The organism is Geobacillus sp. LEMMY01, assembly GCF_002042905.1.
GTDB lineage: Bacteria > Bacillota > Bacilli > Bacillales > Anoxybacillaceae > Geobacillus > Geobacillus proteiniphilus.
Genome location: NZ_MVKA01000035.1, coordinates 1 through 20,578, shown reverse-complemented (window position 1 = coordinate 20,578; position 20,578 = coordinate 1). Strand labels below are relative to the sequence as shown.

Annotated in this window: 19 protein-coding genes and 1 pseudogene; 6 read left to right on the top strand and 14 right to left on the bottom strand. The window is 53.6% G+C overall.

The features are described from left to right. Window positions 1-66: 66 nt before the first annotated feature. The 8 genes from B1A75_RS15520 to B1A75_RS15485 form a co-directional block, all read right to left on the bottom strand. On the bottom strand, window positions 67-1,869 hold the full coding sequence (locus B1A75_RS15520) for an ABC transporter ATP-binding protein (RefSeq protein ID WP_074043255.1): 1,803 nt from the start codon (window positions 1,867-1,869) through the stop codon (window positions 67-69). Then, window positions 1,853-3,589: an ABC transporter ATP-binding protein gene (locus B1A75_RS15515; RefSeq protein ID WP_074043254.1), complete on the bottom strand. Its 1,737-nt coding sequence runs from the start codon at window positions 3,587-3,589 to the stop codon at window positions 1,853-1,855. The genes B1A75_RS15520 and B1A75_RS15515 overlap by 17 nt, the downstream gene beginning before the upstream one ends. A gap of 229 nt (window positions 3,590-3,818) precedes the next feature. Next, window positions 3,819-4,244 carry an STAS domain-containing protein gene (locus B1A75_RS15510; protein ID WP_079936470.1) on the bottom strand — a complete coding sequence of 142 codons (426 nt, stop codon included), beginning with the start codon at window positions 4,242-4,244 and terminating at the stop codon, window positions 3,819-3,821. Between the two features lie 92 nt (window positions 4,245-4,336). After that, entirely contained in the window at window positions 4,337-4,762 is a 426-nt protein-coding gene (locus B1A75_RS15505) for an ATP-binding protein (protein WP_074043252.1), read from the bottom strand. Window positions 4,763-4,774: 12 nt separating this feature from the next. Next, on the bottom strand, window positions 4,775-6,220 hold the full coding sequence (locus B1A75_RS15500) for a SpoIIE family protein phosphatase (protein WP_079936469.1): 1,446 nt from the start codon (window positions 6,218-6,220) through the stop codon (window positions 4,775-4,777). Window positions 6,221-6,448: 228 nt separating this feature from the next. Further along, window positions 6,449-7,552, bottom strand: a complete 1,104-nt coding sequence (locus B1A75_RS15495) for a GerAB/ArcD/ProY family transporter (protein ID WP_079936468.1) — start codon at window positions 7,550-7,552, stop codon at window positions 6,449-6,451. A gap of 54 nt (window positions 7,553-7,606) precedes the next feature. Beyond that, window positions 7,607-8,809, bottom strand: coding sequence for a Ger(x)C family spore germination protein (locus B1A75_RS15490; protein ID WP_014195743.1), 1,203 nt, complete (start codon window positions 8,807-8,809; stop codon window positions 7,607-7,609). After that, window positions 8,806-10,431 carry a spore germination protein gene (locus tag B1A75_RS15485; RefSeq protein ID WP_023634245.1) on the bottom strand — a complete coding sequence of 542 codons (1,626 nt, stop codon included), beginning with the start codon at window positions 10,429-10,431 and terminating at the stop codon, window positions 8,806-8,808. The genes B1A75_RS15490 and B1A75_RS15485 overlap by 4 nt, the downstream gene beginning before the upstream one ends. A 125-nt stretch (window positions 10,432-10,556) precedes the next feature. On the opposite strand from B1A75_RS15485, the gene B1A75_RS15480 reads away from it, so the two are divergent. Beyond that, entirely contained in the window at window positions 10,557-10,784 is a 228-nt protein-coding gene (locus B1A75_RS15480; RefSeq protein WP_014195741.1) for a YczF family membrane protein, read from the top strand. A gap of 69 nt (window positions 10,785-10,853) precedes the next feature. On the opposite strand, the gene B1A75_RS15475 is transcribed toward B1A75_RS15480, so the two are convergent. The 4 genes from B1A75_RS15475 to B1A75_RS15460 all read right to left on the bottom strand — a co-directional run bounded on the left by B1A75_RS15475 (window position 10,854) and on the right by B1A75_RS15460 (window position 14,209). Then, window positions 10,854-12,563, bottom strand: a complete 1,710-nt coding sequence (locus tag B1A75_RS15475; protein WP_023634244.1) for an ABC transporter permease — start codon at window positions 12,561-12,563, stop codon at window positions 10,854-10,856. Further along, a complete protein-coding gene (locus B1A75_RS15470; RefSeq protein ID WP_014195739.1) occupies window positions 12,538-13,437 on the bottom strand; it encodes an ABC transporter ATP-binding protein in 900 nt (299 codons plus the stop codon). The genes B1A75_RS15475 and B1A75_RS15470 overlap by 26 nt, the downstream gene beginning before the upstream one ends. Beyond that, entirely contained in the window at window positions 13,403-13,810 is a 408-nt protein-coding gene (locus tag B1A75_RS15465) for a GntR family transcriptional regulator (protein WP_015374759.1), read from the bottom strand. The genes B1A75_RS15470 and B1A75_RS15465 overlap by 35 nt, the downstream gene beginning before the upstream one ends. Before the next feature lie 120 nt (window positions 13,811-13,930). Next, entirely contained in the window at window positions 13,931-14,209 is a 279-nt protein-coding gene (locus B1A75_RS15460) for a YetF domain-containing protein (RefSeq protein WP_014195736.1), read from the bottom strand. A gap of 169 nt (window positions 14,210-14,378) precedes the next feature. On the opposite strand from B1A75_RS15460, the gene B1A75_RS15455 reads away from it, so the two are divergent. From B1A75_RS15455 to B1A75_RS15435, 5 genes and pseudogenes are all read left to right on the top strand, one after another. Next, on the top strand, window positions 14,379-15,470 hold the full coding sequence (locus tag B1A75_RS15455; protein ID WP_042379468.1) for a GerAB/ArcD/ProY family transporter: 1,092 nt from the start codon (window positions 14,379-14,381) through the stop codon (window positions 15,468-15,470). Beyond that, window positions 15,470-17,005, top strand: a complete 1,536-nt coding sequence (locus B1A75_RS15450) for a spore germination protein (protein ID WP_042379518.1) — start codon at window positions 15,470-15,472, stop codon at window positions 17,003-17,005. Before B1A75_RS15455 ends, B1A75_RS15450 begins: the two co-directional genes overlap by 1 nt. Further along, window positions 17,002-18,150, top strand: coding sequence for a Ger(x)C family spore germination protein (locus B1A75_RS15445; RefSeq protein ID WP_079936466.1), 1,149 nt, complete (start codon window positions 17,002-17,004; stop codon window positions 18,148-18,150). The genes B1A75_RS15450 and B1A75_RS15445 overlap by 4 nt, the downstream gene beginning before the upstream one ends. A gap of 60 nt (window positions 18,151-18,210) precedes the next feature. After that, window positions 18,211-18,420 (top strand): annotated as a pseudogene (locus B1A75_RS20365) (hypothetical protein); the annotation flags it as partial. 268 nt (window positions 18,421-18,688) lie between these two features. Beyond that, entirely contained in the window at window positions 18,689-19,981 is a 1,293-nt protein-coding gene (locus B1A75_RS15435) for a sensor histidine kinase (protein ID WP_079936465.1), read from the top strand. Window positions 19,982-20,037: 56 nt separating this feature from the next. Here the strand turns inward: B1A75_RS15435 and B1A75_RS15430 are convergent, their stop codons facing one another. Both B1A75_RS15430 and B1A75_RS19500 read right to left on the bottom strand, forming a co-directional pair. Continuing rightward, a complete protein-coding gene (locus B1A75_RS15430) occupies window positions 20,038-20,244 on the bottom strand; it encodes a DUF6501 family protein (RefSeq protein ID WP_011231108.1) in 207 nt (68 codons plus the stop codon). A 233-nt stretch (window positions 20,245-20,477) separates the two neighbouring features. Beyond that, on the bottom strand, window positions 20,478-20,578 hold a 101-nt coding region (locus B1A75_RS19500), incomplete at its 5' end, for a UPF0236 family protein (protein ID WP_139761746.1).

The window sequence follows — 20,578 nt, the reverse complement described above, 5'->3', positions numbered from 1 at the left end:
ACGATCGGGGCGCTCGTTTTCGGTTCGGTTCAGCGGAAGAGCGACGTCGCCGCGCAGGCCCACTCCTCATCGGGCCACATGCACACTGCGCAACCAATAGCGCTGATACAATTGGAAATAAAATCCTTTTGCAACCAGCAGCTCTTCATGCGTCCCTTGCTCGATCACTTTGCCTTCGTTGAGCACAAGGATGCGGTCGGCATGTTGAATCGTGTTCAACCGATGGGCAATGACAAAGCACGTCCGGCCGTTCATGAGCCGCGCGAGCGCTTCTTGAATGCGCACTTCGGTCACCGTATCGATGTTGCTCGTCGCTTCGTCCAAAATCAAAATGGACGGGTCGGCGATCATCGCCCGAGCGATGGCCAACAGCTGCCGCTGCCCTTGGCTGATTCCGCCGCCTCCTGGGGCCAAAACGGTGTCATAGCCGTCCGGCAGCTTCATAATAAAGGAGTGGGCGTTCGCCTGGCGCGCCGCCTCCTCGACTTCTTCATCGGTCGCCTCAAGCCGGCCGTAACGAATGTTGTCGCGGATCGTTCCGGCGAACAAAAACGTATCTTGAAGCACAAACGCCATATGCCGGCGCAAACTCGCCCGCTTGATCGTCCGGCTGTCGCGCCCGTCAATCAAAATCACTCCTCGATCTGGATCGTAAAAGCGGGTCAACAGCTGCAATACGGTCGTTTTGCCGGCTCCAGTTGGGCCGACAAGCGCGACCGTCTCCCCCGGGGCGACGGAAAAGGTGACGCCGTCGAGCGCCGGGCGCTGTTTGTCGTAGGAAAAGACGACTTGACGAAACTCGATGCGTCCATCAAGCCGGTCCAAGACCGCCGCTTCCCGCTCGTCTTCCTCTTCTTTCGGCAAATCCAAAATTTCCAACACCCGCTCAGCGCCAGCCAACGCCGACAGCAGTGTATTCCATTGGTTGGCCAAGTCGTTAAGCGGTCGGGTAAACTGGCGGGCGTATTCGACAAACACGACGATCGTCCCGACCGATATCGCTCCTTTGGCCGCCAGCCATCCGCCGACGCCAGCGATAAGGGCGAAGCTTACGTTGTTTAAAAAGTTCATCAGCTTCGGGATGAAGCCGGAATACGTTTGCGCCCAAAACCCGGCTTGTTTCAGCTCGGCGTTTTTGCGCGCCAATTCAGACTCCATCCGCTCTTCTTGGGAAAACAGCTTCACGACTTTCTGTCCGGAAATGACCTCTTCGATAAAGCCGTTCATCTCACCGAGCGCCCGTTGCTGCTCACGGAAACGCACCCGCGTCCGGTTTGTGATCCAGCGCATGCCCACATACATCAGCGGCACGACAACAAGCGTTACGATCGTCAACACAACGCTCTGTGAAAGCATTACCACTATAGCGCCCATCAAAGTCAACGTGCTCGAGACGACCTGGACAACAGTACTGTTAAATGTCTGGCTCATATTGTCGATGTCATTTGTAATCCGGCTCATCAGCTCCCCTTGCTGGCGGCGGTCAAAAAACGAAATCGGCAGCTCATGAAAATGGCGAAACAACCGCTCTCTGATCGCATGCACCGTCCGCTGGCCGACATCGATCATCCAATAGTTTTGCAAAAACGTCGCCGCGCCAAGGGCAATATAAATGGCAAGAAGCAAAACGAGCGTCGCTAAAAAACCGTCCGTCCTCCGCTCGACGATGTACACATCGACCGCCCAGCCGATGACGTACGGGCCGGCGAGCGCCAGCGCTGAGCTGGCGACAACCATGGCCATAGCCGCAAACAGCTTTCGCTTTTGCGGAGCGATAAATGCCCAGAGCCGCCGCAAGGTGCCGACGCTGTTTTTTGCCCGCTGGTTCGCCCCGAAGCGCGCTCCGTGAGGACTATGCCGTAGTGACATCCATTGGTCCCTTCTTTCCTTCCTGCGTCGCGACAATGCGACGGTATAACTCGCTTTCCGCCAACAATTGTTCATGGCTTCCTTGCGCGATCAGGCGGCCGTCTTCCAAAAGCAAAATCGTATCCGCCGCCATCGCTGTGCTCACCTTTTGCGTCACCATCACCGTCGTGCACGCATACCGCCGCAACGCTGCGAGCAGCTTTGCTTCCGTCTCTGCATCGAGCGCGCTTGTGCTGTCATCCAAAAGCAAAATGCGCGGTTGCCCAACCAAGGCGCGGGCGATTGACAGCCGCTGCTTTTGCCCGCCTGATAAATTGACGCCCTTTTGGCCGATCAGTGCGTCGTATCCATCCGGAAACCGAGTGATTGTTTCATGAATTTGCGCATCACGAGCCGCCTGCACGATCTCTTCCATCGTCGCTGTCATCTTGCCGAAGCGGAGGTTGTCGGCGACCGTTCCGGAAAATAGCAGCACTTCCTGCGGAACAAATCGAACATACATTCGCAGTTGTTCGACAGAAAACTCGCGCACGTCGATGCCGTCGATCAACACTCGCCCGGCGCCTGGTTCATACAGCCGGGGGATGAGCTGAAGAAGCGTCGATTTGCCGGAACCAGTCGCCCCTAAAATAGCCGCCGTTTCTTGCGCGCGGATGACAAACGATACGTCAGAAAGCGCGTCATGTTCGCTGTCTGGATAGCGGAACGAAACGTGCTCAAAGCGAATTTCCCCGCGCCGGACGATCGGTCCATCGGCTCTGTGCTCCCCGCTTCGCTCTTCCGGCACCTCAAGCAGTTCAGCGAGGCGGGCGGCCGAGGCGCGCGCCCGCGAGAACGCCATGGTAATAAACGTAAACATCGACAACGCCGCCGTCGCCCGCGTCGCGTAGTTGACGACGGCGACGACTTGCCCGGCGCTCGCCGTCCCGGACTCAACATCCAGGCGGCCGAAAAACAGCAGAGCGAGAATGGCCGTGTTCATCAAAACCAACAACACCGGGGTGATCGTCTCGATGAGGCGCAGCACGCCCATCGTCCGCTCCATGAGCGCATCGTTCGCCGCCATAAATCGCTCTTGCTCGTATTCTTTTCTCATCCACGCTTTGATGAGGCGCATGCCGGCCAAATTTTCGCGCATCACGCCGTTGACGCGATCAAGCGCTCGTTGGACGGCGGAAAAGGACGCCGCCGCCCTTTGCACAATCCACAATAAAAAAGCGGCGGACAGCGGAACGGCCACCGCCAAAACGAATGCTAGGCGCGCATGAACAACAAACGCCATCGCGACGCCAAAGACGACCAGAAGCGGTGCACGAAAGGCGATGCGCAAACTCATAAACAACATGTTTTGCACTTGGGTCACATCGTTCGTCATCCGGGTGATGAGCGAGGCCGGCGACAGCTGTTCGATGCGCGCAAGTGAAAACGATTGGATTTTGGCAAACAGCGCCGTCCGCAGCGCAAATCCGTACTCCTGACCGACGTAGGCAGCGGCAAATGAGTTGGCGATGCCCGAGGCAAACGCTAACAGCGACGCCCCGAGCATCACTGCTCCCCACGTGAAAATGGCCGCAACATCCTGTTTCATGACGCCATCGTCGATGATTTTCCCCATCAACAGCGGCTGCCAAAGCTCGATGATGAGCTCGATCAACATAAACAACCAAGCTAACGCCATCCACTTCCGGTATGGCCGCAAATAGATAAGCACCCGCCGCATGTTTGCGACACTCTCCTCTCCGTTGCCACTGCGGCGCCGAGCCGCCCGTCATCACCTATTTGATTTCATTCTAAACCCGAAAGATTGATTTGACAATGGTTATGCATTGATTGGTGATGCTCCCGGCCAAGACGGGCAAAGCCCCCGGGCGAACGTGCGTCGCTCGGGGGCTATTGACGGCGATACGAGAACAACGATCTGTTGTCATGATGGCAGCGCACCATGCCATCTACAATTCGCACCGACGCCAGGCCGAATACAACGCCTCTTGGCTCATATGGTCGAAAGAGCTTGGCGGTGCAAGGGACAACAGCTGTTGTTCATCGTCAACGATCGGCAACAGCCGGTCGAGCTTGGCTATCAGCAAAATCTTTTCTATAGCGGCGTTATCCCGGACGACGATGGCCATGGCGCGGCCGGCGCTGACGATTTGCTTAAAAAAGCGGACAAGGAGCGCTAATCCAGTGCTGTCCAAAAATTGAAGGCCGCTCACGTCGACGACGACAAGGCGGTGCTTGACGGCAGCCACCGCCGTCGCCAGCTTTTGTTCCGCCGCGAGCTGTGTATCGTAGGCGAGCCGTCCGGTTAGCTTGATGCATTCGTATGCGCGTTCTACAACTGTTTCCAATTCAAACGACAACCGATGCTGTTTCATTGTATCCCCCTATCGTTGACCAGCCATGCCCTGTCCCCGCCACCACCCGCATTCGTTCCGATCACATGAGTGCGTCATTGCACCAAAGCCCGCTATGTCGCGTTCCGACTCATTTTCATGACAAGCATCCACCGGCCGCCCTTCCGCTCAACCCACATAACGTCATCCATAATCTCGCGGATGAGCAAGAGCCCTCGCCCCGATTCGGCGAGCAATACATCGGAGAGCGTCATTTGATCGAGCTGCTCGATCACTTCCACCGGAACGCCGCCGCCCTCATCCTCAACCGCCACGGCTACATCAGCGCTTGTGACGAAAAAGGAGAGCGAAATCGTCCCCGCCTCCATCCCCGCCCGTTGAACAGCTTTGACAGCATTGACGACCGCTTCATGCACCGCCAACACAAACAATTCCGCATCACGGACAGCAAACAACGAAGCAGCCTGCTCTGCAAGGAGATGGCAAACCAAAACCGCTTCCTCGTCCGCCCGGCAGCGCACGATCCATTCACACACCACAAAGCGTCCCGCCTATCCATGAACAGTGATGGACAATAAGCAAATGTCGTCGGAAGGGCTGACGAGCGGCGGACCTTGGCTGATTAAACGTTCGAGGAAGCGTTTATCCGGCAAATGGCGGCACATTTGCGTGCATGAGCGAATTTTTTCAATGCTTTGCAAAATCGATGGGTCGATCTCCTCTAAAATACCGTCTGTATACAAAAGAAGACGGGCCCGCTTGTCGTAATGAATCACCTCTTTTTCAAACGGCAAGGAAAACGGGCTGCCGATCGCCAAACCGCCTTTGTCCAACTCGTGGACGCTTCCGTCGTCAAAAACGAGCAGCCCAGCCGGATGGCCGGCGTTGGTATATTCAATTTTTCGCTCTTTCGTGTCAATCACTAAATAAATCATAGAAAACAGGTGACGGATGTCGTTTGCCTCATCAGGAAACAACGTTTGCACATGCTTTTCCAGCTCGCTCGCCACTGAGACCGGATCGATGACGCGCACGATCAACCCGCGCAAAAGCGAACGGAGCAGCATGCTCACCAAAGCCGACGAAATGCCGTGGCCCATCACGTCGATGACGATGACCCCGTAGCGGTATAAATCGATTTGATAGCAAGCGTAAATATCGCCCGACAGGTCATCGGACGGAATATACACAGCATCCATCGTCACCGCCTCGTTTTGAATGAGCGGCGTCAACAAGTTGTGCTGAATTTTTTTCGCCAGCTCGATCTGGCGCCGCCGCTCAGCCTCTTTTTGCTTTTGCTTCGTCTCATCTTCGACAAGGACGATATATCCGTCCGCCTGAAGCACGGGAATGACCGTATAGGCGACATTGGCGGACGTGCCGTCCCGGCGCTGCACCATCCCTTCGCCGCATCGCTGCTCTTTGGGAGGAAACGGAAGCCATGTTTGGCTGCCGCAACGAAAGAGCGACCATATCGGGCGGCCGACCGCCTCTTCTTTTCGGCGCCCAAACAGCCGCTCTGCACTAAGCCCCCAATCTTGCACGGTTCCGTCCGCCGCCACCGGAACAACAGCGAACGGGGCGGAATCGTAAATGACCTCAAGCAACTCAGACGGCGTCGGTCGATCAGCCGGAGGCATAGCGGTTTGTTCAACAAAATGCCAAACGAGCCATTCTCCCTCGCTGCCTGACAACCGATAGACGTTCATCCAGCTCATGTATGCTTTCCCGCTTTTCGCCACATGGCGCGCTTCTCCTTGCCAACATCCGTCCTTTTTTACCGCCTCGGCGATGCCGTCCAACAACGCGGCCGACCATTCGGCTGAAAACAGAACGCCGACCGGCCGCCCGACTAATTCGTTTTTGGCAAATCCGAGCCATCTTGGCGTCGGTTCGCTGACCGCAACAATCGAAAGTTGACGGTCGGTAATCACCATGCCGCTGCCCAACTGTTCCGCGTCTAGCTGATCGATCGCCTGTACATTCGCCTTCACCATCGTTCAACCCTTTTTCGTTATAATCAAAATCAATAGCCTTCAGCTGACACCGGCTTCCCGAAACAAAAACGCGCATCGGCGCCGGGTTGTTTCCACCCCGCCTTCGGGTTGCATGTTCAGCACCACTTTTCGCCCCATTGTTCCTCGTAGGAACAGGTTATTGTTGTATTCGTGTTTTTTTGCGGTTTTTCCTGCTTGCTGCCGCATAAATCTTCTAGTCCGTTTTTCTTATTTTGCCGATGATCCAAACCGCCGGCGAATCGCCGCAATCACAAGCAAGAGCACCGGAATGATGATTTGCAGCGGGATGTGCAGATAGAACGTGACAATCTTTAATCCTTCATGAATATGCTCCACATAGTTGCTTGCCATCGCCACGGACCACAATAAGACAAGCGCCCCAAACGGATAAACAAGCCGCTGGTGGTTCGAAAACCCGAATACATGAGCCACCCCCACGACGCCGGCATAAAAAAAGATGGAGACTTTGAAAAACCCCCCGATCACTAGAGCGACCATAAAAAAGACATCAAGCCGCTCTAAAAAGTGAGCGACTTGAATGCGGCGGATCGTATCGAGCAACGGAAACGATGAACGTGACACCGCATCAGCTCCCAAGACGGCCGTATTAACGGCCATAATGATCGCCAGGTTGATCCCGGTCAACACCATCCCGGCAACGGCGGCCCGCCGCGCTTTTTCCGGACGATTCAAGTATGGAAACAGCATGGTAAACACGATCATTTCGCCAAACGGCACGTACAACGTTTCCGTGAACACCGTTTTCCACACCCGTTTCCACCCTTCCTCTAATACCGGTTGGAGCTGGGTGAGATCAACAACTCCGGAAGCGATAACTAAGATGAATCCAACAACCGCCAGTATTTGCAATAACGTATAAAGCAGTTCGCCGGTGCGCGCCAATACTTCGATGCCTTTATAGGCGCTGTACATGACCGTCATAGCCATAAGGGCATTCAAAACAAACAGCGGTGTTTCCGGATAGGCAAACGTGAGCAACAGTTCGCCAAAATCACGCAACACACGGGCGGCGATATAGAAAAAATAGGTAATATAGAGAACCGCCAACAACTTGCCGAGCGGCTTGCCGACGATATGTGTCACATAGGAAGTCAGCGGCTGATCGGGGTAATAATGAAACAAACGCTCGTAAACCAAAAACAGCAACAGCCCAAGCGCCAGACCGAGCAAAATGGTGATCCACACATCTTGCTTGGCGCTGACGCCGAGCGGAATGACGATCGCACTGCCATGCTCAAACAACACAATCAGGACAAACAGCTGGCGCATATTGATTTTACTATGTTCCATCTCGCTCCATCGCTCCTCACTCCACCGTATCCAAGTTTTTTGAGCCGAAAACGCTTATTTGATGTATGGCGTATTCCGCAATCCCGTGCGCCGAATGTAAGCATCCACTTTCACTGTCACCTGAAGATGAGGGAAATAGCGGTCATCCCACTCTTTTTTGATTCTTTTCCACAGGCGGGGGTGGGCGCGATGCACCGCCTCGCCAAAACCAAAAACATCAGTTTTTTCATACTGGGCCGTTTCAATCGCCTGTTTCACTTCCCGTTCAATATCCCGGCCAATGGCCTTTTCCAATTGGAACAATTGCCGGTAGTCATCCAAACGAATCGGAACGTATGCTTCACTGATATCTCCTTCCGTTTGAATGTGAACCAAAATCGATGGCCTTCCCTTTTTCCATTGGGGCTTGACTTCTGTTTTCACCCGCACGGTTCGATAGCCAATCGCTTCTTTTTTTCCATTCCAGGGGATCGTGATATTCGTTTGTTTAATTCGATCCAGCACCCAAAGCACGCCCCTTGATGTCGACCCGCTCACCCAGCGAACAAGGTGATCTTTTTTAAATAATGCCAATCCGTCCAAACTGATTCGGACGTTCGGGACCGATGTCTGGACGTTGGTTTGCCGTTTGCCGCGCTGGGGATCCCCTTCAATGGTAATACCGGTCATCACCGGATTTCTTCCGGCTCCAGACAAGCTACGAATCGCCCACCAGACATCGGTGTTGATTGTCTGCCCCCAGGCCATCTCGGAAAACTCCAACGTCTTAATAATTTGGTTGGCGGAAATTTTATCAATCGGTGTCAACACAGCTAGCACATCTTTCGCCGAATGGCCACGGGCAACAACCAGCCGTGAGGTCGTGCGAAACTGGTTGTTCCGTTCCATCGCATCGAATACCCCATTCAACCCCTCACGCGCCACCTCTTCGCCGATGACCACCAAGTTCGTATGGCCATAATACAGAATGCGTGACAACTTCTTCGAGGCTTTTCGGCTTGCCTCGACCAACGTGTCTCCGGTCGACGTATACATGGAAACGGGCACGCCGGCCGCCCCGCCGCCACGCTGGGTCGCGCCGGCGACGTTGCCCGGGTTGACGACTTGAAACGAGGCCAAATATCTGCCGTCTTCTGTTTTATCAAGGCCAACGGCAATGACAAACGCTAAGTCAGGAAGCTCCTTTTTACTCCAACAACCAGCCAGCAACAGCGCACAAACAAAAAAGGACACAAACATGGCGATAGATCGTTTCATGATCCATCCTCCTTTTCCCGGCGTGTTGGTGCCGGAGGCTGCGGTTTCTGACCCCCTGATTGGCGAATGATATTTTTCTGGTTAATCAGGCGCGGCCGCTCGCGGTACATCCATGTCGGGATTCGAAACAGGGTATCGCCCATATTAGATGGGGTGAACGGAGCGAGCGGCGACATGTATGGCACCCCAAACGAACGCAAGCTGCATAAATGGAGAATCATGACCAACAACCCCATCATGATGCCGTAAAACCCGAACATCGCTGCTAAAAACATCAACCCAAAGCGGATGAGACGGGCTGAAATGGCGATGGCAAACGACGGCGTCGCAAAGCTGGCGATCGCCGTGATCGAAACGACGATCACCATCGCCGAGGAAACGAACCCAGCTTCCACTGCCGCCTGCCCGATGACCAAGGCGCCAACAATCGACACCGCCTGTCCGACTGCACGCGGCAGCCGAATCCCCGCTTCACGCAAAATCTCAAATGTCACTTCCATCATCAACGCCTCGACAAAACCAGGAAACGGTACGGCCTCACGCTGGGCGGCAATGGCGATGACAAGCTGAGTTGGGATCATTTCTTGGTGAAACGTCGTCGCCGCTATATAAATGGCCGGCGCAACGAGCGAGAGAAAAAAAATCAATACGCGCAAAAAGCGAAGAGCAGTGGCGATATCAAAACGGGCATAATAATCCTCTACCGCTTGAAAAAATTGGATAAACAAAGCCGGCACGATCAAGATAAACGGCGTCCCATCAATAAAAATCGCTATCCGTCCTTCCAACAGGTTGGCGGCTACCACATCGGGACGCTCGGTATGATAGATCGTCGGAAACGTCGTAAACGTTTGATCTTCGATTAATTGTTCAATATAACCGGACTCAAGCACGCTGTCCGTATCAATGCGGCGCAGGCGCGCTCTCACTTCCTCGATAACCTCGTCATTGGCAATGCCTTTGATGTACATGATCGCGACATCCGTTTGCGTCACGGTGCCGATTTGCATCGTTTCCATCCAAAGATTGGGATTTTTAATGCGGCGGCGGATCATCGCGGTGTTCGCGCGCAACGACTCCGTAAATCCCTCGCGCGGCCCGCGGACGGCGATTTGCGTCTGCGGTTCCTCGATCGAACGATATTGGCCGCCTTTGGTGCTGGCGCTGACAGCGGACGGCACCCCGTCCAACAAGATGATGGTCTCTCCGGAAAACAGCTCCAAAAACAGGTGTTCCCAATCGACGACATGCTTCACACCGCCCACCGCGGCCAACTTTTGTTCGATCCACGGAAACCATTCTTTTTCTGTTAATGACAGTGGAAATGACGCCTCCAGCAGCGGCGTCAGCAAAAACTCGTACACATGTTTTTCGTCAACAAGGCCATCCACAAAGACGATGGCTGCTTTGATTTGCCTCTCTTGGCCCAGCGAAAACCGACGGATGACGACATCGCTGCTTTGTCCAGTCGTTTGGCGGATGATGTCAAGGTTGACGGCTAATTCAGCTGACATCGGCTCTTGCGGGACGTCCGCCGCCTCGCCGCTATGGTCCGGTCCTTCTTGTTTCACCCCGTCATTGATCTGCTTTTTTTGTCGGCCCATTCCCCATTGAAACAGCATGTTTTTCCTCCTCACTCCGCTTCCTTTTTATCCCTCATTATGGACACGAAATCGGGAGGACATACGCCCGTGAATCGCTTTTGGATCAATAGAAAAAACTAAAGAAAAACAGCAGGTGGAACGCCATGAAACTAATTGTTGTTTGGCTGATGTTTGCCTTGCTCGCCATAGGAACGATGGTAAGCATGGATCAGTTGATGGGGATGACCTTGCATCAATCGTTGCATATCGTGCTGAATCCCTTTCGGGTAATGGAAACGCCGGAACTATTTATTTTATCCTTGTTCATTTTTTTGCTGTTGCTCGATCTATTGAACGTTTGGATGTGGAAACGAAAAAACAAAACGTCTTGACCAACAGCCGGGGGCAAAAAGAGGAAGGTGCCCCAAAAGCAACGGGACACCTTTTCTCTTCATCGGGCGTTACCTTTTCTGTATTTGCTCCCAATGATGCTGTTGTTGCAACCACTCGCGAACATGGGTGCTGTGTGAAGACAAGGGAACGGTAAACGAATCGCCGTCGCTTTGCAGCAATTCAATATTCCCCTGCCATGTGCTCCCCCCGCCGATGATGTCCTCCACCGGCTCATTCCACAAATCTTGTTTGAGCGCCTGGACAAACGACTCAATCTCCTTCGGCTCGGCAAGCACAACCTCTGCCCGCCCGGTTTCCACATTTCGGATCGTCACCTGACGGATCGGCGCATAGCCGCTTGGGCGAAGCAGCAAATAATATTGCTGCTTATATTCTTTTGAGCCCATGATGCGCTGAAAATACGGCATGTACGGTTCAATCGGCACTACGTAGCGGCGGAGGAGGCGCGTGCCGTCTTTTAGCACATAGCCGATCACAACTGTCCGGATGTTGGCAAACCGAGGCGGCGACGGCTGATCGTGCACAAGCTGCTCATGGAACGCCCTTACTGCCTTGATGTTTTCTTGGCTGCGCAAAAACTGGTCAACCTCTTCAAATGAGCGGCCTATCATTTCAGGATGTTCAAAATTCATGGCCGATTGGCCGAAATATACTTGTTTGATGTCCGCCAGCGCCGGCACGCGCTGTTCGTAACCGAGGGGATCGAAATGAACAAGCAGGCAGATGACCCCCATCGCTCCCGCAAACGCGATATATCCTTTCCAACGGTGAAAGACGCGCCACGTTTTCGCAATCACCATCTGGGCAATGGCATACCCGATCAAGGAAAAGCTGATATAGCCGAATATCGTCCAGTTCCACTTGCTTTCTACGTTTCCGAAATAGAAACCGCCAACAAGCCAAGAACAAAATGCCACTCCATACACAAACAGCGGGCGAAGCACTGAAAAGGCGAGCGCCTGCCCGGCCGCTTCCGTCGGCCGCCGCTCGTACAGCCAAATGGACAAACTGAAAAATAGAAGCGACAACAGCAGCAACATCCCGATTTCTCCCGCACTCATCGCTTGATCCGTCAGCATCGCATAACGAATCGGCATCACCCACTGTTCCAGTTCGCTTGATAAATAGTACATATCCGGAAATCCGTATAATAATAGCGACAAGTTGCTAAACATAAGGACCATGATGCCGGCCGGAAAAACGAGAAAAATGTTTGTCAACACAATATGAAGCACCGATTGGCCGACAAGCACCCCCATAACGATGCTAAAAGCAAAAATAACCGTTTCCATCACCAGCGTCTCACCGAACCAGCGCCCTACATCCGCCGCCCCAATCGGCCACGGGAGATCGAGCCCATACAGGCATCCAATGGCGGCCAACGCGGTCACGGCAAGCGGCACAATTAAAAGCATCCAGCCAAATAGCACTTGCCCCACAAGCAGTTCGGTGCGGCGGATTGGCAAGCTATGGATGAAATCAGCCGACCGTTTCTCGTGCATGTAGCGAAGCACACCGGCCGCCGCCAAGATCGGGACAAGCCAAGCAATCAACGTCTCGAACCCGTTGGATATATAGTATACGTTCTTCCATTGCGGCACATTTCCGACTTTTGGATCATATTGCGAGTACGAAAGCCCAATCGGCAATACGATCGCCGCCAGCCATAACAGCAGATGAATGATGGCAATCCAGCCGATTTGGCGAACATTTTGCGTCCACATGGCGCGGTTAGCCGACAACCGTTTCGCGGACATCGACAACATCCCCCATTTCATACACAAAAATTTCTTCCAACGACAACGGCAAGACGTCAAGAATGAGCGGAGCAAACGAACTCACCGTCTCTTCGATGGATCGTTTCTCGCCGCGGACGACAAGAAGAACGATGCTGCCGCGCTCCTCGCGATGCACGATGTCAAGGCGTTCGGCCAACTCGCTCGGAAATCCGCCGCGAAACGCGACTTGAATTTTATGCATCCCGGCGCGCAGCTCGTTTAAATCGCGCTCCATCCGTACGGTCCCTTGCGCCATCAATCCGACGATGTCGCATAAATCTTCGAGCTCGCGCAAATTGTGCGACGAAATGACGACCGTCATCTCCCGTTCGGCCACTTCTTCTATGAGCAGCTGCTTCACATGACGGCGGACGAATGCATCGAGCCCATCAAGCGGCTCATCCATAATGAGCACATCCGGCTGGACGGAAAAGGCGAGCCAAAACGCCGCTTGGCGCTGCATGCCTTTGGAAAACTGCTGAATTTTTTGATCAACATCAAGCGAAAAAGCGGACCGCAATTCTGTAAACCGCCCGCGGCTGAACGACGGGTACAGTTGCTCGTAAAAATCCGCCATTTGCCGAATCGTCGCGTGCGGAAAAAAGTAGACAAAGTCCGGCAAAAACAAAAGGCGTTGCTTCACCCGGACATTTTCCCACACATCCTCCCCGTCCACTGTAATCGTTCCGCGATCTTGGCGGAGAATGCCGGCCATCATCTTTAGCAGCGTCGTTTTCCCGGCGCCGTTCGGGCCGAGCAGCCCGTAAATCGATCCTTTTGGCACCATCATGTTCGCGCCCTTGACAGCGGCAAATCGATCAAACATTTTCGTCACGTCCACAAGTTGAATCACGATTCTCCCCCTCTTTCTCTCCTTCTCGAACCCATTGCCATAACTGCTCATTTGTCACCCCTAAAAACCGTGCTTCCTTGACAAGGCGGACAAGCTGCTCACGGACCGCAGCGATCGCCTCGATGTTTGGTTCTTTCGAGCGCGGGGCAACGAAGCTGCCTTTCCCTGGAATCGAATAAATCCAGCCGTCGCGTTCCAGTTCGCGGTACGCTTTTTGAATCGTGTTCGGATTCACCATCAGCTGTTTCGCCATCGTCCTGACCGATGGCAGCTGATCGTGCGGCTGCCATAGTTCGCGGACGATCATTTCTTTCATTTTGTCAATCAGTTGTTCGTAAATCGGCTGGCGACTGCGGATATCAAGCTCAAACATCTCCCCTCCTCCTCTCATTGTCACAACCGTACTATAACTAATAGTACACATAAAACAGAAGAAAGGCAAGAGTTTTTTCCAAAATAAAGAAAGAATCCATCCCTGGATTCTTTCTTCCTCTCATTCCGACGCCGTCGGCCGCCGCGTTGACCGTTGCCGCTCGGCGGGCTGATACGTCTGAACAAACAGCCCATCTCCTTCGAGCCACTCGGCGATCAACACGTCTTTTGGCGAGGCAATTCCTTGTTTTTGCAGTTTGGCGGCCAGCCATTGCTCCGTTTTCCCAAGCTCCGCTAATTCGTCTGCCAACAGCTGGCCATCCCGGATCAGCGTCACCGGGACATACACCGGGTGGGGTGGCAGACGGAAATCTTCACGCCGATCGTCAAATGAAGCCATTTCATGCTGCGCCCCCCTTGCATGCCGTTGATGTTCGCCCTTTCTTCCCTGTATTGTGCCCCCTGCCGCCTGAGAAGTTTCGCTGTTGGTTTGCCGTTTGCGCGGATAAATTACCCTAGACTGGAAACACTATCGTTCTAGAGATTGCATGGAAAGAAAGGGATCCATGATGAACGGACAGCCGCTTAGCGTCCTGCAACTATTATTCATGGTCATGCTGTCGGTCGGGCTGATGAATCATGTCATCATCATCCCCTTTATGCTTGAGGCCGCCCACCGCGATGCGTGGATCGCCGCCTTGGGAGCGTTGGGAGGTTTGCTCCTCTGGCTGCCGCTGCTTTATTTCACCATCCGACAACTGAACGGCGAGCGGCTGTTTGACTGGCTCAAGGCCCGATTTTCGAGCGCGGCTGCTTATGCGATGGCCGGTGTCAGCAGCGCATTCTTGCTTCTTCATAGTTTTGTCACGTTAAACGATACGGTCACGTTTACCACCACCTCTTATTTGACGGCGACGCCGAGATGGGCGCTGATTTTGGTCATCGTGGCCGTTTGTTTTTATAACTCGTACCAAGGCATCGACTCGATTGCCAACACTTCCATGATCATTTGCCCGTTCGTCATCGTGTTTGGTTTTTTCGTTATGCTCTCGACCACGCCTCATAAAGATTATTCACTGCTCAGACCAACGCTTGAACATGGTGTTGGACCTGTGCTCAACGGCATGATGTACGCCGGAGCGGGATATGTGGAAGTGATCGTTCTATTGTTTCTCTCCCATCGCCTGCCTCGCCCATTTTCATGGAAGGCGCTTGCCGCCATCGCTGTTTTCACAGCCGGGCTGAGCATCGGGCCGACGATTGGCGCCATCACCGAATTTGGCCCCGAGCAGGCGACGCGCCTTCGCTATCCGGCGTTTGAGCAATGGCGGATGGTCAGTTTAGGGACGTACATTGAGCATGTGGACTTTCTGTCGGTCTATCAATGGCTGTCCGGCGCCTTTATCCGCATCTCCTTATCGACAGCGCTGATTGTGGAATTGTTTCCGATCCGCCATCCGCAAACCCGCCGTTGGGTGCTCATTGTCCTCTACTTGGCGATCACATTGGCGGCGCTGGCGCCGGTCAGCGATGAACAGTTTTTGCATTTTGTCAAACATGGGGTGCTGCCGGCATCGCTGCTGTTTAGTCTTGCGCTGTCCGTTGTGTTAAGTGGTTTCGCTTTGTTGGCATACCGAAAAAAGAAAAGAGGGATGACATGATGAAACGACCCATGCGCGCCGCCGAAGGCAAGCGGTTGAAAGACGATTACACAGGGCTCGAGACCGTCATCATCTCCGAAGAGGCGTTGCGCACGATGTACGCCAAATGCCCTGACGTCATCATGACGGAAGCCGCGATTCCATCCTCTTTGCCTGACGGCTCGGCGGCTGTGGTGCACTTGCTGTTTATTTATTGTGAAGAACTGTGCGATACGCAAATGCTGCAAAAGGCCATTTATCCGATGTTCCGCGAGCTGTGCGAACACCATCCATGCTTTTCGGCCGCCGACATCGAGGCCCGCAAACCGGCGGCGCTTGAGTATATGGGAAAAGAAGTGCGGATCGATGATCTCAACTTCAAGCTGTTTAGCGGTGATTTGCTCATTTATTTTCACGAAGCCGATGTCTTGTACACGATGCCGCTCGCCAGCCCGCCCAACCGCGATCCGGAAGAGCCGAACACGGAAGTATCGATCCGTGGACCCAAAGATGGATTTATTGAAGAAATCAGCAAAAACGTGGCGCTCATCCGCAAGCGGCTGCGCTCGCACCGGCTCGTCTATGAACCGTTTGTCATCGGCACGCGCAGCCAGACAAAAGTCGGGCTCCTTTATGTCGATGATATTGCCAACACGACCATCATCGATGAGGTGAGAAGCCGTCTGCTCAGTTTGTACATCGACTCGGTGACAAGCACCAATCAAATTGAGGAGTGGTTGTCTGACACCCGGTTTTCTTTGTTCCCGATGTTCGGTTATACCGGGCGGCCCGATTTTGCCGTCAATTCGCTCCTCAACGGCCGTTTTATCATCTTGGTCGACGGGGCGCCGACCGCCTTGATCGGCCCGGGCAATTTAACGTTTTTGCTGAACACGTCGGAAGATAACAACACGTTTTTCTTGTTTGTCGTATTTCAGCGCCTGCTTCGGCTCGTCGGCACTTCGGTCGCCATTTATTTGCCGGGCGCCTGGGTCGCCTTGACCTCCTTCCATCCGGACCAGCTTCCGTTCACCTTGCTGGCGACGCTCATTTTGTCGCGCCAAGGAGTGCCGCTTCCGGTGCCGCTGGAGATGTTTGTGATGATGATTTTGTTTGAGGTGTTTAAGGAAGCCGGGATGCGTCTGCCAATCGCCATCGGGCAGACGCTGTCCGTCGTCGGCGGCTTAATCATCGGCCAGGCGGCGATCAACGCGGGGCTTGCCGCCCCGGCCACACTCGTCATCGCCGCCATTTCCGTCATCTCGACATTCACGCTCGTCAACCAAAACATGGCCGGCAGCGTCACCTTGCTGCGCTTTATTGTCCTGACGGCCTCCACCGTTCTTGGCCTGTTTGGCTTCATTCTGTCGCTGTTTTTCATCTTGACTTATGCGGTCAACTTGCGCACCTGCGGCGTTCCGTACTTGACGCCGCTGGCGCCGCCCTCAAAAGATATCGGGAAAGTATTTATCCCGAGCACATGGAAACAGTTCCGCACGCGCGACCGCATTGTGCGTCCCAACGATCTCATTGCGAAAGAGAGGGAACAAAAATGAGGAAGCGGCTCTTTCCCATCATCGCTTCCGTCATCTTGCTCAGCGGCTGTTGGGATACGCGCAACATCGATCATATTGTGTATATTCATGCCATTGGGGTGGATTATAAAGATGGTCAAGTGGTCGCCTACGTTCAGCTGGTTGGTTTCACCGCCCTCGCCAAAGTCGAGGCCGGAGGCGGCAAAGAGAAAGCGGCCGTTTCCATCGGCAAAGCCGCTGGCGAAACGTTTAATATCGCGACCGACAAAATCTATCCTTCCATTCAACAAAGGGTGTCATGGGGCCATGTAAAAAGCATTGTCTTTACGAAACGGGCCTTGCAGAAAGGCATCGTTGCCGATGTGATCGACGTGCTGAACCGTTACAACGAAATTCGCCATACAGCATGGGTGTACGCCACCGATGAGCCGCTGTCCGAGCTGTTTGAAGCGACGCCGTTGTTGAACGCTTCCTCGTATTATTCGCTGTTGTCCAATCCGGAAGAAATCTTTCAACAAAGTTCGTTTATCCGCCCGATCCGGCTCAGCCGGCTGATTGTCGATATGGATGAAAAAGCCGATACGGCAAGGCTTCCTTATTTAACGCTCGACCGCCGGCGCTGGATCGAAAATAAAAAGCCGAAACCGATGCTCGCTGTTTCCGGCGTGTGTTTTGTCCACCATTACAGCCTGCAGCAATGTGTCCGCCGTTCCGATCTAGAGGGACTTCGCTGGCTCGAACACGACATTCGCCGCACCCCGATTTATGTCAAACAAAAAGGGAAAACGGTCGCCTCTCTTGTCGTCCGGGAACCGAAAACGAAATGGTCGATCAAAGTGAAGGATGGAGAGCCCGCTTTTGATGTCCAAGTGCAGGCGCAAGGCGCCATCATCGAACTGCGCAAACCGCTCTCGCGAAAACAACTGACCAAACTGGCGGAACAAACGGTGAAGCAGGAGATCCGCCGCTTGTATGAACTTGGCAAGAAGCAGCAGATCGATATATTGAATCTGTCGGAGCAGCTGTATCGCCAGCGGCCGGATATTTGGAAACAACATCAGTCCAATGGCCTCATCCCGCTCGGCAACAACACGCTGTCCGTGAGCGTCAAGCTCGCGATCGGGGCATCCGGAAAAGAAAAGTTGAATTACCGGGCCGGTGATTGAAAATACAATAGGATCAAGTATAATTAGGAATATTAGATATATTTTGAACAGGGGAGAACGATGAACACCCATACAGAGCGAACGAGCGCCGCAAGAATGACCGTCTACCCGATTTTGTTCGCCATCAGCCTCGGCCACTTTTTGAACGATGCGATGCAAGCGGTCATCCCGGCGCTCTTTCCGATTTTGCGCTCGACAATGGAGCTGTCGTATGCGCAAATCGGCTGGGTCGCCTTTGCCTTGAACATGACATCATCTGTCATGCAACCGGCTGCTTCCGAACCATGTCGGCCTGGCGTCCGGACTCATCGTCGGCCTGGCGTTTGGCATGGGGGCGCTTGGTGCGGTCGTGCTCGGCAAAATCGCCGACTTGTCGTCGCTCGGCACATGAATGGGGCTTTGCAGCGTGCTGCCGCTCTTTGGCGTCTTGGCGGTTTGGCTGCCGAAAGATCGGACATAGCCAATGCATATTTTTCTTTCAATCTCTTTTCGCTATAATGGAAGGTGATAAGGTCCATTCAGTTAGGAGATTTTTCGTATGGCGGGTTTATACATTAACCAGCACGTCCTGAACAACTTATTTTATATTTTAGTCACGATCTTTGCCTTTTCGTTTATTTATGACCATAGTCGAGCGATCCGGCAGCGCCCGCTCTATGGCCAGGCGCTGCTTGGCGCTTGCTTGGCGTTGGCGGCCGTTTTGTGCATGAAATTTCCGATTTACATGGATCCGCTGTGCGTCCATGATTTCCGGCAAATTCCGTTTTTGCTTGGGACATTGTATGGCGGCGGCGCGGTCGGGGCGGTGCTGTTTGTTGTCTTGATGCTGGCACGCACCGTTTTGTACGGATTTCAGCCGCTCACGTTGATCGTTTACGCCATCATGTTTGCCATAGCGGCGGCCGCCTCGCCGCTGTTTCGCAAGCTGCCGCGGCCGAGCAAGCTCGTTATGTCGCTTTGGCTGACGTTTTTGCTCGCGGTGCTGACGACATTTGTCGCCGTGATGATTGCTGATTTTCCGGTAACGAGGCCGTATATCGCGTATTTCATTATAATGCCGCCATTCGTCATGATGTTCGCTGTCTATTTGATGGAGACGCTTCATGAGGCGCAGCTCGCTCGGGCAGAGCTGATGAAGATGGAAAAAATGCAGATCGTCAGCCAAATGGCAGCCAGCATTTCCCATGAAATCCGCAACCCGCTCACCGTCGTCAAAGGATTCATCCAGCTGCTGCAAACTGGTCGGCTGCCGCGCGAAACCGAAGAGCGGTACATTCGCATCGCCTTAGAGGAACTCGAGCGGGCGGAAGCCATCATCCGCGACTATTTGACGTTTGCCAAACCGGCGCCAAAAGAGACCGAGCCGATTGATGTCGCCACCCAGCTTCAGAAAGTGCTGCAAATGATTACGCCAATGGCGCATATGCATTCGATCCATGTATCCTCTTCCCTCGAACATGGTGTCGTCATCGGAAACGTACAATATTTCCAACAGTGTTTTCTCAACTTGTTGAAAAACAGCATTGAGGCGATGCCGAACGGCGGCACGCTCCATGTTGCGGCCGAGAACCGGGGGGCATCAGTCGTCATCACCATTTCCGACAACGGCGTTGGCATGACGAAAGAACAAGTGCGCCGCTTCGGCGAGCCATACTTCAGCACAAAAGAAAAAGGCACTGGGCTTGGTGCGATGGTCGCCGTCAAAATCATCGAACAAATGGGAGGAACGTGGACGATCGAAAGCGCCGTACAAAAAGGGACGACGTTGACGATCACGCTGCCGGCAAGCCGGTTGCGGCCGCCGACGGCGGAACAAAGCGCCGCCGGCTGATCGAAAAAACGGATGCCCTGTTTCGGACATCCGTTTTTTCTTGGCTATTGGCGCGATCACTTGACTTCCTCAAAATAATCTTTGTAAAACCCGCCGACTTTTCCGCTGTTGTCGATGACAAAATAAAACTCGTCCGTTTCGCTTTTCACTTCATATACTTTGCCCGGCGTCAACACATTGCTGACCATGTACTTTTCCGCGTTCGTGTGAACGCACTTTACTTTTTTGATCGTCGGCCGGGTCGCCCATGTGTGATGAATCATGGCGTCATCCCCTTATCTAGATGGTGTTCTCTTTTTTATTGTAGCGGGACGGCGCGCCGGCTGCAACTTGGAATTCCCGCTCGAGTCAGTCAAGACTTTGTGGAGAACATTTTTTCGGTTCACTACGGGTGTTGTCAATCACTAGTTAGCGAACCATTTTCAGGAATTGATATCGTAAGCGCTTTCGGACTCTCATCCCTCATCTTGAGGTGATGATATTGTATTCCATTTTTTTACACCCAACCAAAATCCCGAAGCGCCGACAACGCTCGATGGATCGGCGTCCCGGATGACCGCTGCAGACACGGTAGATTCTGACGCACCACATCTGCCC